Annotated in this window: 14 protein-coding genes; 7 read left to right on the top strand and 7 right to left on the bottom strand. The window is 65.7% G+C overall.

Annotation, left to right across the window (positions count from 1 at the left end; translation table 11 throughout):
- Positions 1-21 precede the first annotated feature (21 nt).
- On the top strand, positions 22-3,138 hold the full coding sequence (locus tag JQ627_RS04280; RefSeq protein ID WP_212482884.1) for an efflux RND transporter permease subunit: 3,117 nt from the start codon (positions 22-24) through the stop codon (positions 3,136-3,138).
- Between the two features lie 20 nt (positions 3,139-3,158).
- On the opposite strand, the gene JQ627_RS04275 is transcribed toward JQ627_RS04280, so the two are convergent.
- The 4 genes from JQ627_RS04275 to JQ627_RS04260 form a co-directional block, all read right to left on the bottom strand.
- Complete coding sequence (locus JQ627_RS04275) at positions 3,159-4,070, bottom strand: amidohydrolase (protein WP_212482883.1); 912 nt, start codon at positions 4,068-4,070, stop codon at positions 3,159-3,161.
- Between the two features lie 69 nt (positions 4,071-4,139).
- On the bottom strand, positions 4,140-5,570 hold the full coding sequence (locus JQ627_RS04270) for a TolC family outer membrane protein (protein WP_409363795.1): 1,431 nt from the start codon (positions 5,568-5,570) through the stop codon (positions 4,140-4,142).
- Positions 5,571-5,758: 188 nt separating this feature from the next.
- A complete protein-coding gene (locus JQ627_RS04265) occupies positions 5,759-6,538 on the bottom strand; it encodes an enoyl-CoA hydratase (protein WP_212482882.1) in 780 nt (259 codons plus the stop codon).
- A 149-nt stretch (positions 6,539-6,687) separates the two neighbouring features.
- Entirely contained in the window at positions 6,688-7,323 is a 636-nt protein-coding gene (locus JQ627_RS04260; RefSeq protein ID WP_212482881.1) for a hypothetical protein, read from the bottom strand.
- A 290-nt stretch (positions 7,324-7,613) separates the two neighbouring features.
- On the opposite strand from JQ627_RS04260, the gene JQ627_RS04255 reads away from it, so the two are divergent.
- Both JQ627_RS04255 and JQ627_RS04250 read left to right on the top strand, forming a co-directional pair.
- The gene (locus JQ627_RS04255; RefSeq protein ID WP_212482880.1) at positions 7,614-8,159 is read left to right on the top strand and encodes a sigma-70 family RNA polymerase sigma factor; all 546 of its coding nucleotides are present in this window, start codon (positions 7,614-7,616) and stop codon (positions 8,157-8,159) included.
- 2 nt (positions 8,160-8,161) lie between these two features.
- Positions 8,162-8,800 carry an NrsF family protein gene (locus tag JQ627_RS04250; RefSeq protein ID WP_212482879.1) on the top strand — a complete coding sequence of 213 codons (639 nt, stop codon included), beginning with the start codon at positions 8,162-8,164 and terminating at the stop codon, positions 8,798-8,800.
- Between the two features lie 11 nt (positions 8,801-8,811).
- On the opposite strand, the gene JQ627_RS04245 is transcribed toward JQ627_RS04250, so the two are convergent.
- On the bottom strand, positions 8,812-9,915 hold the full coding sequence (locus JQ627_RS04245) for a DUF2336 domain-containing protein (protein ID WP_212482878.1): 1,104 nt from the start codon (positions 9,913-9,915) through the stop codon (positions 8,812-8,814).
- A 64-nt stretch (positions 9,916-9,979) separates the two neighbouring features.
- A complete protein-coding gene (locus JQ627_RS04240) occupies positions 9,980-11,137 on the bottom strand; it encodes a GGDEF domain-containing protein (protein WP_212482877.1) in 1,158 nt (385 codons plus the stop codon).
- A 434-nt stretch (positions 11,138-11,571) separates the two neighbouring features.
- Between JQ627_RS04240 and JQ627_RS04235 the strand changes: the two genes are divergently transcribed.
- The 4 genes from JQ627_RS04235 (at position 11,572) to JQ627_RS04220 (ending at position 15,839) form a co-directional block, all read left to right on the top strand.
- Positions 11,572-12,141: a sigma-70 family RNA polymerase sigma factor gene (locus JQ627_RS04235; RefSeq protein ID WP_212482876.1), complete on the top strand. Its 570-nt coding sequence runs from the start codon at positions 11,572-11,574 to the stop codon at positions 12,139-12,141.
- Positions 12,138-12,833, top strand: a complete 696-nt coding sequence (locus JQ627_RS04230) for a hypothetical protein (RefSeq protein WP_212482875.1) — start codon at positions 12,138-12,140, stop codon at positions 12,831-12,833. The genes JQ627_RS04235 and JQ627_RS04230 overlap by 4 nt, the downstream gene beginning before the upstream one ends.
- 15 nt (positions 12,834-12,848) lie before the next feature.
- The gene (locus tag JQ627_RS04225) at positions 12,849-14,558 is read left to right on the top strand and encodes a S8 family serine peptidase (protein ID WP_212482874.1); all 1,710 of its coding nucleotides are present in this window, start codon (positions 12,849-12,851) and stop codon (positions 14,556-14,558) included.
- Positions 14,559-15,071: 513 nt separating this feature from the next.
- A complete protein-coding gene (locus JQ627_RS04220; RefSeq protein ID WP_212483166.1) occupies positions 15,072-15,839 on the top strand; it encodes a TIGR03809 family protein in 768 nt (255 codons plus the stop codon).
- A 127-nt stretch (positions 15,840-15,966) separates the two neighbouring features.
- On the opposite strand, the gene JQ627_RS04215 is transcribed toward JQ627_RS04220, so the two are convergent.
- On the bottom strand, positions 15,967-16,275 hold the full coding sequence (locus JQ627_RS04215; RefSeq protein WP_212482873.1) for a GIY-YIG nuclease family protein: 309 nt from the start codon (positions 16,273-16,275) through the stop codon (positions 15,967-15,969).
- Between the last annotated feature and the right edge of the window lie 2 nt (positions 16,276-16,277).

The following is a 16,277-nucleotide window of genomic DNA, read 5'->3' as shown; positions in this document are numbered from 1 at the left end:
CCAAGAAAATTGAAGACCTGAATGGATCGTCTCGTCGCCCTTGCCGTCCACCGGCGCTTCCTGATGGTCGGGATGTTCGTCGCCGTGCTGATCGGCGGCCTGATCGCGTTCAACCAGCTCAACATCGAGGCCTATCCCGACCCGACGCCGCCGATGGTCGACATCGTGACGCAAAGTCCGGGCCTGTCGGCAGAAGAGATCGAACGCTACATCACGATCCCGATCGAGACCCAGGTCGCGGGTCTGAAGAACATCACGACGATCCGGACCATCTCGCTGTACGGTCTGTCCGACGTCAAAATCCAGTTCTCCTTCGCCTATACCTATGACGAGGCGCAGCAGCAGGTGCTGAACCGCCTGGCGCAGCTCGCGCCGCTGCCGGGCAATGTGCAGCCGCAGATCTCGCCGCTCAGCCCGATCGGCGAAATCTTCCGCTACCGCCTCGTCGGTCCGCCGAACTACAGCGTGCTTGACCTCAAGACCATCCAGGACTGGATCCTCCAGCGCCGCTTCCGCGCCGTGCCCGGCGTGATCGACGTCACCGGCTGGGGCGGCAAGAGCAAGACCTACGAGCTCCAGGTCGACTTCAACAAGCTCGTCGCCAACGGCCTGACGCTTCCGCAATTGCTCCAGGCGGTCAGCAATTCCAACGTCAATGTCGGCGGCAACACCGTCAATATCGGCCAGCAATCAGCCGTGGTACGCGGCGTCGGCCTGATCCGTTCCATCGACGACCTCGCCAACACCATGGTGTCGCAGACCAACGGCAATCCGGTGTTGGTCAAGGACGTCGCCACCGTCACTGTCGGTCAAAAACCCCGTCTCGGCATTGCCGGCCTCGACGATTCCGACGACATCGTGCAGGGCATCGTCCTGATGCGCCGCGGTGAGCAGAGCTCGCCAACCATCAAGCGCGTGCACCAGCTCGTTCAAACCATCAACAATTCCAGCATCCTGCCGCCCGGCGTGCGCATCGAGCGCATCTACGATCGCGGGGACCTGATCGAGCTCACCACCCACACCGTGCTGCACAACATGGTGGTCGGCATCCTGCTGATCGTGCTGTTGCAGTGGATGTTTCTCGGCGATCTCCGCAGCGCGCTGATCGTCGGCGCCACCATTCCGTTCGCGCTGTTCTTTGCCGTGATCATCCTGGTGCTCCGCGGGGAATCCGCGAATTTGCTGTCGGTCGGCGCCATCGATTTCGGCCTGATCGTCGACGCCACCGTGATCATGGTGGAGGCCATCTTCCGCCGCCTGACGCAGACCACGCCGCTCACCGAATTCGAGCACGTCTCGCCCGAGACGCTGTTCGGCATGAAGAGCCATGCCATCCTCAGCGCCGCAGCCGACGTGTCGCGCTCGATCTTCTTTGCCGCCGCCATCATCATCGCGGCTTTCATACCGCTGTTCACACTCTCGGGCGTCGAGGGCAACATCTTCGGACCGATGGCGCGCACCTATGCCTATGCGCTCGCCGGCGGGCTGCTCGCGACGTTCACGGTTACTCCGGCGCTGTCCGCGATCATTCTGCCCGCGCATGTCGAGGAGACCGAGACGAGGGTCATGATGATCCTGCACCGGATCTACATGCCGGTGCTGAATTGGGCCGTCGCCAACCGCGGCATCATGCTCGGCGGCGCCATCGGTCTCGTGCTGATGACAGTAGCCCTCAGCCGGCTGCTCGGCCTCGAATTCCTGCCCAAGCTCGAAGAGGGCAATCTCTGGATCCGCGCCACGCTGCCGCCGACCATCTCGCTCCAGGAAGGCAACACCTACGTCAACGAGATGCGCAAGCTGATCCGCGCCCGGCCCGAGGTCGAGTCCGTGGTGTCGCAGCACGGCCGTCCCGATGACGGCACCGACGCCGCCGGATTCTTCAATGCCGAGTTCTTCGCGCCACTGAAGCCCGCGAGCCAATGGCCCGGCACCCACGACAAGGAAGAGCTGACCGCGCAACTGCTCAAGCAGCTCGACGACCGTTTCCCCGGGGTCGAGTTCAACTTCTCGCAATATCTCCAGGACAACGTCTCCGAAGCCGTCTCCGGCGTGAAGGGCGAGAACTCGATCAAGCTGTTCGGCAGCGATCTCCAGGCGCTGACCGATACCGCCAACAAGATCAAGTCGGTGCTGTCGACCGTGCAGGGCGTCACCGACCTTGCGGTGTTCACCTCGCTCGGACAGCCGACCATCCAGATCGACATCGATCGCGCCAAGGCCGCGCGCTATGGGCTCGCGCCCGGCGATATCAACGCCACCATCAAGGTTGCGATCGGCGGCGATACCGCAGGCGATCTCTACGAGCCGGGCTCTGACCGCCACTTCCCGATCATCGTCCGCCTCGCGCCGGAATATCGCAGGAGCGCGGAGGCGATCCAGAACCTACGCATCGGCGCGCCCGGGCCGAACGGCACCGTCACGCAGATCCCCCTGAGCGAGGTCGCCACGATCAGCCTCGTCTCTGGCGCCGCCTACATCTACCGCGAGCAGCAGGAGCGCTATCTGCCGATCAAGTTCTCGGTGCGCGAGCGCGACCTCGGCAGCGCGATCCGCGAAGCGCAGCAGAAGATCGCCGAGCAGGTGCAACTGCCGCCCGGCGCGCACATGGACTGGGTCGGCGAGTTCGGCAACCTCCAGGATGCGATCCGGCGGCTGTCGATCGTGGTGCCGATCTCGCTGGCTTTGATCGGCGTGTTGCTCTGGTTCAATTTCGGTTCGATGACCGATACCCTGCTTGCCATGAGCGTGATCCCGATGGCGATCTTCGGCGGCGTGCTCGGGCTGTTGATCACCGGCACCGCGTTCAGCGTCTCGGCTGCGATCGGCTTCATTGCGCTGTTCGGCATCGCCGTGATGGACGGCATCATCATCCTGTCGCAGTTCAATCAGCTCATCGAGGAAGGCATGGACCGCATGAGCGCGGTGATACGCACCGGCGAGTTGCAACTCCGGCCGGTGCTGATGACCTGCGTCGTCGCCGGCGTCGGCCTGCTGCCGGCGGCGCTGTCGGAAGGCATCGGCTCGCAGGTGCAGAAGCCGCTCGCCGTCGTGGTCGTCACCGGCATGTTGCTCGCGCCGGTCGTGATCCTGGTGACCTTGCCGGTCCTGATCTCCTTCTTCTCCCGCCGCGCGCGCTGATCGCGCGCGGCCGCTGCGACTCAGAAACCGTAGACTCGCGCCGGATTGTCGACCAGGATCTTCTTGCGGACATCCGCCTCCGGCGCCCACACCGGCAGCTGGTTGAGCAGGCGTCCGTCGTCGATCGGGTAGAACGGCGCAATGTCGGTCGCCTTTCGCCCGGGCAGCGGAACAGAGTCGGGATGCGGCCAGTCGGTGCCCCAGAGGATGCGGTCCGCATTCGCTGCGATCAGCGCACGCGCATAGGGCAGCACGTCCTGATAATCAGGCGCGAGCTTCGACGAGCGATATGCGCCGGAGATTTTGACGTAGGCTTTGCCCGATTTGACGAGCTCGACCAGGTCCGCAAATCCCGGTTGGTCCAGCCCGAGTGAGGCTTCAACGCCGCCGAAATGGTCGAACACAGCAGGCACCGGCGAGGCCAGCACAAGCTGCTTGATCGCCGAGATCATCGGTGGCGTCGTGTAAAGCTGCACGTGCCAGTCGCGCGCCTTCATCCGCTCGACAGCGGCGGTGAAGCGGGCCCGGCCGACATCGGGATCGTTGACGCCGTCGGTTGCAAGGTTGATGCGGATGCCGCGGAAGCCGTCTGCCTGCATCGCATCGAGCTCCGCCTCCGTCGTCTTGTCGTCGATCACGGCCACTCCTCGCGCGCTCGCACCGCGCGCTTTGATGCCGAACACGCTGGAGGAATTGTCCGTGCCATAGACGCTCGGGGTGACGATCACCACGCGCTCGATATGCAGCGCCTTGTGCAACGCCGCCATCTCCTCCGGTGAGGCCGGTCCCGGCGTGTAGACGCGCCCCGCAAAGAACGGAAACTTTGCGACATCGCCGTGGATATGCGTGTGGCAGTCGCAGGCATGCGGCGGAACGTCAAAATTGATTGGTGTCGCGGGCTGCGACGCGCGGGCGTGAGCTTGGTTGGTCATGGCTGCTCCGGCGGCGTAGAGGACTGAGACAGCGATATGTCGAGCTGGGGTGCTGCCTGCAGCAAGATATCACTGTCCCGACGGCGTGCGCAGGCCGTGCCAGGCGTCGCGGACCTGCTGGTAATGCACTTCGGGCAGATAGTCCGGCGTGTTGAGGCTGAGCGTCTTGACGTCGAGATGGCCGACCGCGCTGAGCAGCGTATAGGAGGCGATCACGCGGTCGCGCAGTGCGCCGATCAGGCGGGCCTTGGCCTGGATCAAATCGGCCTGCGAGTTCAGCACGTCGACCGTCGTGCGCTGCCCGCCGGCGGCCTCGCGCTGCACGCCCTGGAGCGCGACCGTCGCCGCCTTCACCTCTGACTCGGAAGCGGAGACCGTGATCTTGGCGCCCTCATTGGCCACCCAGGCGCTGGTCGCCGCCGTGCGCGCCTGGTTGCGGACCTGATCGAGCACGAGCCGGCTCTGCGCCGTGATCTCCTTGGCCTGCCGGGTCTGCGCGGCGGCCTGGCCGCCGTCGTAGATCGGCGCGGTGACGTTGGCGACGATCGAGGCCTGGTCTTCGGCGAAGGTTCCGAGCGTCGGGTCGTTGTTGCGGCTCTTGCTGGCGCTGCCCTGGAGGCTGGCGCTCGGCAGCAGCGCGCCTTCGGCGATGCGGATGTTGGTCGAGGCGACATCGACGTCGAAGCCCGCCGCCATCACCGCCGGATGCTGGCGGATCGCCATCGTCAGCGCATCCTCGCGGCTCTTCGGCAGATAGCGGTCGACGACTTCGGCGGCCCGAAGCTGCGACGGCGCATTGCCGATCACCTGCGCATAGACCGCCTGGCTCACGGCGAGTGCGACTTCCGCGGCGTTGAGGTCGGCGAGTCCCCGGTTGAGTCGCGCCTCGGCCTGGGCGCTGTCGGTCGGCGTGACGTCGCCAGCATTGAGGCGGCGCTGCGTGACGGCGAGCGTCTCGCGCAGGAACGCGACGTTGGAGCGTTGCGCCTCGACCAGTGACTGGTTGGCCAGCACGTTGGTGTAGGCGGTGACCGCGTCGAGCAGCACGCCCTGGCCGACATTGCGCAGGGCCTCGCGGCCGGACTGCACCTGAAGTTCCGCAGCACGCACGCTGTTGGCGGTGCGGAACCCGTTGAACAGGGTCTGCGTCACGGTGACGCCGATGATCCACGGCTTCAGATTGGCGGTCTGGATCGTGTTGTCGGGCAGCAGATTACGCACAGATTGCAGGCCGGCGCTGAGGCTTGCCACGATCTGCGGCCGGTAGCCGGCGAGCGCCTGCGGCACGTTTTCATCCGTGGCGCGTTGCCGCGCGCGCTCGGCATTCAGCTGCGGGTTGGTCTGGTAGGCCTTGGCGAGCGCCTCCGGCAGGGCCTCCGCCCATGCGGCGGAGGGCAGGGCGCAACAGAGCGCCAGCGTGGTCCATGTCGCAAGCGCAGGACCCACGCCCGATCGATGCCGCGTCATCATGCGACCAGCTCTGGCGGCACGCCCAATCATGTAATCCCGCTCAACCCCGGCTGTCCGCCCCCGCCGACGGTGGCCTCTTAACTGTTTAACCAGCGCGGGTCGCGCAGGCAAACTGCCGCGGGGAAAACCCCCATCTATTCCGTGCTTGTTGCAGGTGCGTCACACGGTTTCTGCGGCAGGGCGGTGAAGCCTTACACCAGCCTGACCGCTCGCGGGTGTTACCGGTTCTTGTTCACCGGCTTGCGCTTCTCGATGAACGCCGCCATGCCCTCGGAGCGGTCCTCGAGCGCGAAGGTCGAGTGAAACAGGTTGCGCTCGACGCTCATGCCCTCGGCGAGCGTGGTTTCGAAGGCGCGGTTGACCGCTTCCTTGGCCATGGCGACGGCGGGCCGCGACATCGATGCGATCTTCTCGGCGGCGGCCATGACTTCGTCCATGAGCTTGTCGGCGGGCACGATGCGGCTGACGAGGCCTGAGCGCTCCGCTTCCGCCGCATCCATCATGCGGCCGGTGAGGCAGAGGTCCATCGCCTTCGACTTGCCGATCGCGCGCGTCAGGCGCTGGGTGCCGCCGATGCCGGGAATGGTGCCGAGCGTGATTTCGGGCTGGCCGAATTTTGCAGTGTCGGCGGCGATGATGAAATCGCACATCATGGCGAGCTCGCAGCCGCCGCCGAGCGCATAGCCCGCGACCGCGGCGATGGTCGGCTTGCGGCAGCGCGCGACGCGGTCGCCGCCGATCGCGGCGAAGTCCTCGGAGAACATGTCGATGAAGCCCTTCGGCTGCATCTCCTTGATGTCGGCGCCGGCGGCAAAGGCCTTCTCGCTGCCGGTCACGACGATGCAGCCGATGGCGTCATCGGCCTCGAGATCGTCGACGGCGGCCGCGATCTCGCGGAAGACGCCGAAGGAGAGCGCGTTGAGCATCTTCGGCCGGTTCAGCTTGACGATGCCGACCGCGCCCTTGCTCTCGACGATGATGTGTTCGAACGTGCTCATGCTCCACCCACGCGTTTGATTGGGCGGGCAATGTGCCCGCTGGCGCGGTGGGCTTCAAGGGCCGAAAAGCCGTCGGAACGAAGCCGTCCGGAACGCGCCGCGAGACGCGCGTTCCGGACGAGGTTCCTCAGGCCAAAATCGCCCGAGAATCAGGCGAAGAACATGCGTGCGGCGGAGGCCAGCGTCAGCAGCGTGCCGACGCCGATGAAGATCTTGCCGATCAGCGAGCTCTGGTCCCAGGCCGAGCTGTGGCTGCTCGCCATCACCGGCGCCGGCCGCGCGTCGGTTGCGGCGATTACCGCCTTCTGTGCCGGCGGGTCCTGTTGCAGGGCGCGGTCGATGTCGTTGAGCTGATCGGGCGCCACCACCTGAGCCTCGTCATTCGGGGCGGCGGTATTATCGGCTGCTGCCTGAACGTTGTCGTTGGCTCGACCGGTCATCGCGGAGGCCGCGGCGGCCGTCGGCGTATCGGCTGCGGCGACCTGCGCGTTGGCGTTGGCGACTGCCGGCGGCATCTGGCTCGAGGCCGGCACGTCGTTTTCGGCCTTTGCGGCGCCGTCCTTCTTGCCGGGCTTGTCGTCGGATTTCTGCGCCGTCTTGTCGCTGTCGCGGTGGCGCGAAGCATGGTGCCGCTGCTTGCTCGGCTTGACTGCCTCGGTCTCGTTGCCCGCGCTGTCCGATTTGCTGCTTGCGGCTGAACCCGGTGCCGCCTGTGCAGTGGCTCCGAACAGCACAAAAAGGCCGGCAAGAAGAATCAATGCCGCGCGCCCGCTGGCTCTCATCATGTTGACGTCTCCCCAATTCCGCCCGTCCCGGGACCGAACAGAGACCCTGGCGCGTGACCACAGCGGGGCAGAAAATAGGAATCTTCGGGCTACACCGGGCAAAAGCGGGGCAAACCGCTCCCTCGCAACCGGCCGCCGGATGCGGACGGGACCGATCGGTGTTATGAGCCGTCGCGGGTCTTGACGGCGGCATCGAGTGGCGAGGCGTGGCGCGGATCACGAGTTCGTGATCTTTCGGATGCCGACGTAACAAACTGAAAGAGCTGCCGAATTGCATGGTGAGGGCGCGCGTGCGCGGACGTGAGGACGAGTGGACCGGCCTGATGCGGTCGGCCATGGCAGGCGATGATGCGGCGTATCATCGCCTGTTGAGGGCGGTCACGCCTGTGCTGCGCGCTGCTGCGAGGCGGGGTCTGGCGCGGGCCGGGCAGCCTCCTGACCAGGCCGAGGATATCGTGCAGGAGATTTTGTTGGCGGTGCATCTGAAGCGGCACACCTGGGACAGCGAAGCCCCCTTCGCCCCGTGGCTGTTCGCGATCGCGCGCAACAAGCTGATCGATACGCTGCGGCGGCGGGGCAGGCGGGTCTTCGTCAACATCGACGATTTCGCCGAGACGCTGCCGGGCGAGGTGCCGGAGGAGACGGCTTCGGCAGGCGAGGTCGCAACGCAGCTCAGCACCCTGCCGCAGCGCCAGCGCGACGTGCTGCAGTCGATCGCCGTCGACAGCACCTCGATCAAGGACACGGCGGCAAAGTTTTCGATGAGCGAAGGTGCGGTGCGGGTCGCGCTGCATCGCGGACTTGCGGCGCTGACTGCCAAACTGCGGGACCACTAGTCATGGATACCGATCAACTCATTCGCTCGCTCGCGGCCGACAACGCCCATCGCGCGCCGCGCGTCGGCGCCGTGCTGACGATGGCGCTGCTGGTGGCCGCGCCCTTGTCGATTTTGATCTTCGCGACGTTCCTCGGCGTGCGTGCCGACGTGATGAGCGCGATGCACAATCCGTTCTTCGACATGAAGTTCGCGGTGACGCTCTCGCTCGCGATCCCGGCGATCATCGTCAGCCTGCATCTGTCGCGGCCCGAAGCCCTGATGCGCGGCTGGGGCTGGCTGCTGCTGCTTCCCGTCGGCCTGCTTGCGGTTGCGATCGGCAGCGAGACCATGATGGCCCCGGCGATGCCGATGACGATGCGGCTGATGGGCAAGAATTCCAGGGTATGCCTGCTCGCGATCCCCGCGATGTCGCTGCCGCTGCTTGCGGGCGCGCTGTTCGGCCTGCGCCACGGCGCACCGTCGCATCCTGCACTCGCGGGTGCGCTCGCCGGCCTGCTGTCGGCCGGCCTCGCCGCGACGCTCTACGCCTCGCACTGCACCGACGACTCGCCACTGTTCGTCGCGACCTGGTACACGCTTGCGACCGCGCTGGTGGCCGCGATCGGTGCGTACGCAGGTTCAAGAGTTTTGCGCTACTAGCGGCGCCGGTCTCAGGCCGCGGGCGTCGCGCCCTGCTGCATGCGGTGGAAGCGCAGCACCTGCTGCGCGGTCGAGCCGCGCAGGGCTTCGTAGGTATCGCGCAGTGTCAGCATGTCGGTCTGCGAGCCGCCCGCGAGCTTCTCGCGCATCGCGATGATCGCGCGAACGCTCGACCATTGCATGCCCGCGACCTTGGCGAGGATCATCACGCCCTCGGTGCGGCTCTCGATCATCATGTTCTCGGCGGTTTCGACCGGAACGCCCGCGAGGGCGGCGAGCCCCGCATTGGTCTCGTCGAACTTGCCCTGCTCGGCGAAAGTCGTGACCTGGAACTCGTTGAGACGGCCGTCGTCGTGCAGCGACTTCACCAGCGCGCGGGCCATTTCGGTCTGCCTGGTCATGGCGGCGGCGCGGAGCCGCTGGGTGGCTTCCTGGACCACGCTCGAGACTTCGTCCGCGAGCCCGGGGTGGGCGGCCTCAAGCTTCCTGCGCACGCTCAGGGACGCCTTTGCGACCAGCTTCAGGTAGTGATGGCGCGGCAGGTCGGGCCGCAGGCCGATGCAGGCGGCGAGGTCATCGTCGCGTTCGGCGCGTGTGACGAGGTCGGTGAGACTTCCCTCGGAGAGCTGCGCGCCCGGATTGCTGACGGTCGATTGCACGACATCCTCGTTGCCGCGCGTCACCAGCACGTCGGTCAGCGCTTCCGACAGCACCCGCCGCAGCGAGATCGCCTTGAGATGCGCCTGGCCCCTGGTGCGCGCGATCTCGATCAAGGTCGCATCGTCCAGCCGTTCCGATTTCGACAGCACTGGGCCGGCGACCTCGATGACTTCGTCAAGCGCGAGCGTGCGGATGATTTTTGGCGGCGCGATCGCGATCGGTGCGAGGCGGTCGGCGAGCAGTGCCCGCGCCGAGGTCTCGATCTGCTCGATCAGGCATTGGAAGACGTCGTCGAACACGCGGACGTGGTCGTCGGAATAGTCCACGGCGTTGCCCACGAAGAGATCGGTGACACGGCGCAGCGTCTCGACCCGGCGCGCGACGGTGCCGTGCGAGAGTGCAACCTGCAACTCCTCCAGCAGGTTCTCGGATGGTTTGGCGGATTTCGATCTCATGGCCCTGTCCTGGAGCGTTCGGTCCGGCTGCGGCTTCTGCGCAGCCGGGGGGAAAATGGATTGGTCAGCTCGTTACAATACGGTTGCGCCCTTGCGCCTTGGCGGAATAGAGCGCGCTGTCGGCGCGCGCGAGAAACGTGTCGGCAGTATCAACGTCGCGCAGCGTCACGACGCCCGCGGAAATCGTCACCCGCATGCCGGGCGAAAATGCGCTCCAGTCGAGATCGGCGACGATGCCGCGCAGCCGCTCCATCATGCGCGAGGCGGCGTCGCCCGCGGTGTCCGGCAGCAGCAGCAGAAATTCCTCGCCGCCGTAGCGGCCAAAACAGTCGGCCGGGCGGATATTTGCAAAAATGGTGATGGCGAAGGTGCGCAGCACCTCGTCGCCGACAGGGTGGCCGTGGGCGTCGTTGATGCGCTTGAACCAGTCGAGGTCGATCAGCGCAATGGCGCAAGGTGCGGACGCCTGCCGCGATTTTTCGACTTCTGCATCGAGCAACCGCATGATGCAGCGGCGGTTGTAGGAACCGGTAAGCTCGTCGAGCTCGGCGAGCTCCTCGATACGCTGATAGGCGGCTTTCAGCTCGATGCTGCGCCGGTACAGGACCTTTCGCAGCGTGGCACCGAACAGGCCGAGGAAAGCGCACTGGCCGATCACCAGGACGAAGCACAGCATCGAGGCGGTCCGCTGGAGCTTCGTGGCGACCGGCATGCCGATCGGCAGGTCGGAGGCGAGGAAGACGGCAGCCAGACAGGTCGTCGCGATCGCCCAGGTGAACATCGCCTGCGCCGAGGTCATGCGCAGCGTGCCGAAGGCGAAGATCAGGAACAGCACGCTGATGAAGGCGATGCCGATGGTCGGCACCGACACCAGGAAGATGAACTGCAGCGCCATGTGCGCCGAGATCTGGAAGACGGTGAGATAGTGGTCGCTGTGCCTGTCGCCGACGCCGGCTTCCGACATCACGACGAAGATGCCGATGATCATCAGGCCGCCGATCCAGAACAGCGACGGAACGTTCATCCGGACGACGCCGTCATGGGCATAGAGCAGCAGCACGAAGGCGCCGAGCGAGTAGCTTGCGGCCTGGCCGACATACATCTGCCGGCGTTGCCGGACCCGGCGCGCTCGCACTTGGGGCGCGGCCGCGTCGGGCATGAGAACGAGATCCGCGACCTCAGCGGCATTCCTCTCCGATAAGGTCGTCGCGGCCGTGCTCATTGTCCCGCCAAGGGTGGATGTCAGCCCGAAAATCTACGCGGCAAGCCTTTAGGTTTGGTATCCTTTGAAATCGAATCCAAAGGGTGCAGCGCGCAACAGGCTGATAGCGGCCGGGGGGAGAATTTGCCGGCGATTAGGCATCGTTGGCGACGGGTTCGAGCCAAAGCAGGGCTTGGTGAGACATACGTCGTACAGGGCTGCTATGGTTCCACATGTCGGGCAATCTGTGCCGGACGACATTGCGCAGGAAAGTGCATCACTACTATGTTACCTTTATCGAGCGAGGCGGCCAACCGCCGCGGGTGGCAAAAGGAAAATTCGCGTATGTGGGGTAGATCACACAGGTCCCCGTGTGACTGCGGTAGCCTGAAGAATTTAGCTCCCCCCGTCGAACCGTCCGCCGTATCGACCCGACCAACTTTGCGAGACGGGCATTGAGCGTGACACAGGCGGCTACGGACGAGGTCCTGATCGCCAGGATCGCTCAAGGTGACCGGCTCGCCATGCAGGTGCTGTACGGGCGGCACCATGTCAGGGTCTACAGGTTCGGGCTGAGGCTCGTGCGGGACGAGCAGGCGGCGGAAGACCTCATCAGTGAGGTGTTTCTCGACGTCTGGCGTCAAGCCGGCAAGTTCGAGGGTCGATCCGCCGTTTCCACCTGGCTGCTGGCAATTACCCGATTCAAGGCCCTGTCTGCGCTCCGGCGCAGGAAGGATTTTGAGTTGGACGAAGACGCCGCGAACGCGATCGAGGATACGTCCGATGATCCGGAAACGGTGGTGCAGAAGAAGGATACCAGTGAAGCGTTGCGGGAGTGTCTGACAGGCCTCACGCCGGAGCACCGGGAAATCGTCGATCTTGTCTACTACCACGAGAAGTCCGTGGAAGAAGTGGCCGAAATCGTCGGCATTCCCGAGAACACTGTGAAGACGCGCTTGTTCTATGCGCGCAAGAAACTGGCCGAACTGCTGAAGGCAGCCGGCGTTGAGCGAGGCTGGCCATGATGGCATTGAGCAAGAAGATGCTGGAGCAAGAGCCCAGTGAAATTGAACTGCTGCTGCCCTGGCACGCCGCCGGCACGCTGAACGCGCGCGACGCTCGCCGCGTCGAGGACGCGCTGGCGCGTGATCCGCAACTTGCAAAGCAATATGCCGCGATCCGCGGCGAGTACGAAGAGACCATCCATCTGAACGAGAGCCTGGGGGCTCCGTCGGCGCGGGCGATGCAGAAGCTGTTCGCCGAGATCGACGCGGAGCCCGCGCGGCCGGTCGGTTCGCTGCCGCTGTCGGCGCGGATCGCGACGTTCTTCTCGAGCCTGTCGCCGCGTACGCTGGCCTGGTCGGCGAGCCTGGGTGCCATTGCGCTGCTGCTCCAGGCCGGCATCATCGGCGCCGTGCTGATGAAGACCCAGACCGCGACCTTCGAGACCGCCTCGCTGTCGGTCGGCGCGCCGATCACGCGCGAGCTCGGGGCTGCCGCTGCACCTGCGCGCGCGCTGGTGCGCTTCACGCCCGAGGCGCGCATCGCCGACATCACTGCGCTGCTCGACAGCTACCAGGCGTCGATCATCGGCGATGCCAAGGGCGGCATGTTCCGTCTCCAGTTCGACAAGGCGATGAGCCAGGACGAACTCGCCTCGCTGCTCGGCAGGATGTCGCGCGAGAAGTTCGTCAACCTCGCCGTCGCGACGCCGTAAGGCGCCGCTGCACCGATGACGGGCAACTCCGAGAGTGGGGTAAGGGGGAGAGCCTACGCTTCGTCGGTTGGAGCTGCGCTCTTGCTCGCCGCCTGTCTCGGCGTCGAGGTTGCGCAGGCGCAGGCGATCATGCGCACGCCGACGATCAGCGTGCCCACGCGCACGCCGACCATCTCTCCGAGCATCGCCGCGCGCGTCAGTCCCGGTGTTGCCGCGCGGGCGGTCGGTGTCGGCCGCGGTCCGGGTCCGATCGCCACGACGTCCCGGATCACCGCACGGATCGGTCCGACGCCGGTGCTGCCCTATGCCCGCTATTCGCCGAACCTCTATCCGGCCTGCACCGCCCCCTATCGCGACGCCAGCGGTGAATGCCTGGCACAGCCGGGCACAAGCGGCGACGGCACGGGCAAATCGGGCAAGAAGAGCGCAGGGAAGGGGCGGGGCAGCAACACGCCGGCCGCCGTCGACTTGCGCACCTTTGCCAATGAATTCGTCGCCGAGATCGACAGCGCGCTGTCGGGGACCGAGGCCGACGAACTTGCGCGCCGTCATGGCCTGACGCGCGTGTCCTCCGAGAATTTTCCGCTGATCGGGGCGACGTTCGGGCTGTTCCGCATCACCGACGGCCGGCCGACCGAGACGGTCCGGCGTGAGTTCGCCGCCGACGGCAGCGTGCGCTCGGTTCAGCCGAACTTCCGCTATTTGCTCCAGGATCAGAAATCGTCCGCGCCGACCGAGGGCGATCCCGCGCAATATGCGCTGGCCAGGCTTCGCCTGCCGCAAGCGCATACGCTGGCGCACGGCGCCAATGTGACGGTTGCCGTGATCGACTCCGGGATCGACGCCCAACATCCGGAGCTCGCCCATTCCATCGCCGACAACTTTGATGCGCTCGGCAGCACCGAGGGCCCGCATGTCCACGGCACCGGCATCGCCGGCGCCATTGTGGCGCATGCCAAGCTGATGGGCAGCGCGCCCGAGGCGCGCATCATCGCCATCCGCGCCTTCGGCGGCACCACGGGCGGGGCCCAGAGCTCGTCCTACATCGTCCTGCGCTCGCTGAATTACGCCGCCGAGCACGGCGCGCAGATCGTCAATATGAGCTTTGCCGGTCCGAAGGACGCCGTGATCGAGCGCGCCATCGCGGCGACCGCCGCGCGCGGGCTGGTGCTGATCGCGGCCGCCGGCAACGCCGGTGCGAAATCGCCGCCGCTTTATCCCGCCGCCAATCCCAATGTGATCGCGGTCAGCGCGACCGACCAGCAGGACAGGCTGTTCTCGGCGTCCAACCGCGGCAATTACATCGCGCTGGCGGCGCCTGGCGTCGACATTTTCCTGCCGGCGCCCGACGGCAAGTACCAGATGACCTCGGGTACCTCGTTCTCGGCCGCCTATGTCTCGGGCGTCGCCGCGCTGCTGCTCGAGCGCAATTACACGCTCAAACCGGAGGCGCTGCGCATGACGCTGGCGAAGACCGCGCGCGACCTCGGTTCACCCGGCCGTGATGATCTTTTCGGCGACGGCGAGGCCGACGCGTTTGCCGCAGTCATGGCCGTTCCCGTCGACAGCGCGACGCCGGTTGCGGCTGCGTCCGGTACAACAAAACGTGAAGATGCCGAGAAGCGTCGCGACGAGCCTGGCAGCCGCGCGATCGAACAACCCTCGCTGTCGAGCGCAGACGATAAATCCACGATTTCTCAGACGGATAGCCCGGCGACGCGATAGCGCGGCCGCGACAACTTTGCGCGCGGTGCGAAGGCCAGGAAATCGAACGCCGCATTGAACGTTCAGTCGTCTGCCACGACCAAATTATGTGGGAGCGGTCATCCCTCCCCATAAGTCATATCAGGCGCGAGCGCCCATCCACCCCAAGCGCCCATATGGCTCGACCCGTCCGGTTGTCCCCCCGGACGGGTCTTTTCTTTTTGGGGGCTGATTTCTTGAACCGCTCCGCGCGATCAGCTTCCGGTTGAGCAAACGTGGCGGCGCCCATGGTCAGCGCCCAGGAATCGCCCCGGCAGGCCGGTTATGCTTGTGCGAAGCTTGACTCGAAAACACATCAATTCTCCGCACGACTACGGTGATTGACGACGTCCGGCGTGTCGTTGCTGGACAAGTCAAAACTTTTCCACAAAATATTCATGTCGCGTCTAAATCGATTCGTGTGCGTTGCGTCGCGTCCGTATTTTTCTCCTGACGGGCTGGTTTATGACACATCGCCAAGAGGCTGTTCGCGACGTGGCTCGTGGCCGCGACATTGCGACACGCTGGTGCGCTCTCGCCGAGCAGCGGCTGGAGCACCTCTCCGAAATGTTCGAGACCGGACGCTGGCGCCGCTACCACTCCGAGATCGCATTCCTCGAAAACATCCAGGAAGCCAAGCGCGCCGTCCAGACCTGGCGGGCCCTGGCGACCGGCGCTGATGTGGCCGCGGCGGCCGCGAGTGTCTCGCCCGCATTCGGCTGGTCGCCGGCGACCATGCCCCGCATGTTTCCGCGCGAGCCGCAGGCGCAGACCATGCAGCCGAAGGCCGTCCACATCGCGCCCGAGACCGCCGTACCGGTCAGGCTCGCGCCCAGGCCGGACGTTCTTGCCGAAATCAACGAAGCTCCGCTCGCCCCGATCGCCGCACCTGCCGTGATGGCGCCGATTCCCGCGGCTGCCCCCGTGGCGCTGCTCAAGGCGCGTGCAGCGCGAGGGCCATTCGTCACACCTGCCGAGGTGGCACCGCCGACCGCGCCTGTTGCGACGGCGCCACGCATTGCGACGGCACCGCGCACCGCACCTGTCGTGAGGCCGCCGGTCGCCGCATCCGCTGTGGTGGCGCCGATCACCGCGCCTGCTGTGCGACCGCCACTCGCCACGCCCGCTGCAATGGCAGCGCTCCTGCCGCAGTTCGCTCCACCGGCCGCGGAAATCGTCGCAGCCCCCGAGCGCGTCGTCGAATTCACCTTCAGCCTCGACGGCCTGGAAGCGAAGTACCCGCTGCTGCGGAACGTGTTCTAAGGCGAATTTCCAAGAGGACCACTGCGTCCTCTCCAACTCCGTCATCCTAAGGTGCGCGTGGCGCGATGCCTAGCATCGCGCCGGGAGCTTCGAAGGATGGGCGGCCCATCCGCTGCCACGCCTCAGATTACTTCTCTGCCCTAGGCGCTCCTGCACGCCGCCGTGCAAGCTGGCTCACCGACGTCCAATCCGAACGGATGAGCGCTTCCTTCTTGGCGCGGCTCCACCCTTTGAGCTGTCGTTCGGCCGCAATGCCGTCGGTGATCCGATCAAAATACTCCGACCACACCAGAACGACCGGGCGCCTCGAATAAGTGTATCCGGGATGCGCACCGGCATTGTGCTCGTCAACCCGCTTGGACGTGTCTTCGCCGGTGGCACTTCCGATGTAGAAAGAGCCGTCGGCGCAGCGCAGCATGTAGACATAGATGCCCACAA

Source organism: Bradyrhizobium liaoningense (genome assembly GCF_018130785.1).
Taxonomy (GTDB): domain Bacteria; phylum Pseudomonadota; class Alphaproteobacteria; order Rhizobiales; family Xanthobacteraceae; genus Bradyrhizobium; species Bradyrhizobium liaoningense_A.
The sequence above is the reverse complement of the archived record's forward strand: the minus strand, read 5'-3'. Positions and strand labels throughout refer to the sequence as shown.

Coding starts and splice junctions, on each gene's coding strand:
- JQ627_RS04250 (WP_212482879.1), top strand. CDS start 8,162: ATGGATACCGATCAACTCATTCGCTCGCTCGCGGCCGACAACGCCCAT.
- JQ627_RS04230 (WP_212482875.1), top strand. CDS start 12,138: ATGATGGCATTGAGCAAGAAGATGCTGGAGCAAGAGCCCAGTGAAATT.
- JQ627_RS04270 (WP_409363795.1), bottom strand. CDS start 5,570: ATGATTGGGCGTGCCGCCAGAGCTGGTCGCATGATGACGCGGCATCGA.
- JQ627_RS04240 (WP_212482877.1), bottom strand. CDS start 11,137: ATGAGCACGGCCGCGACGACCTTATCGGAGAGGAATGCCGCTGAGGTC.
- JQ627_RS04225 (WP_212482874.1), top strand. CDS start 12,849: ATGACGGGCAACTCCGAGAGTGGGGTAAGGGGGAGAGCCTACGCTTCG.
- JQ627_RS04245 (WP_212482878.1), bottom strand. CDS start 9,915: ATGAGATCGAAATCCGCCAAACCATCCGAGAACCTGCTGGAGGAGTTG.
- JQ627_RS04275 (WP_212482883.1), bottom strand. CDS start 4,070: ATGACCAACCAAGCTCACGCCCGCGCGTCGCAGCCCGCGACACCAATC.
- JQ627_RS04265 (WP_212482882.1), bottom strand. CDS start 6,538: ATGAGCACGTTCGAACACATCATCGTCGAGAGCAAGGGCGCGGTCGGC.
- JQ627_RS04260 (WP_212482881.1), bottom strand. CDS start 7,323: ATGATGAGAGCCAGCGGGCGCGCGGCATTGATTCTTCTTGCCGGCCTT.
- JQ627_RS04280 (WP_212482884.1), top strand. CDS start 22: ATGGATCGTCTCGTCGCCCTTGCCGTCCACCGGCGCTTCCTGATGGTC.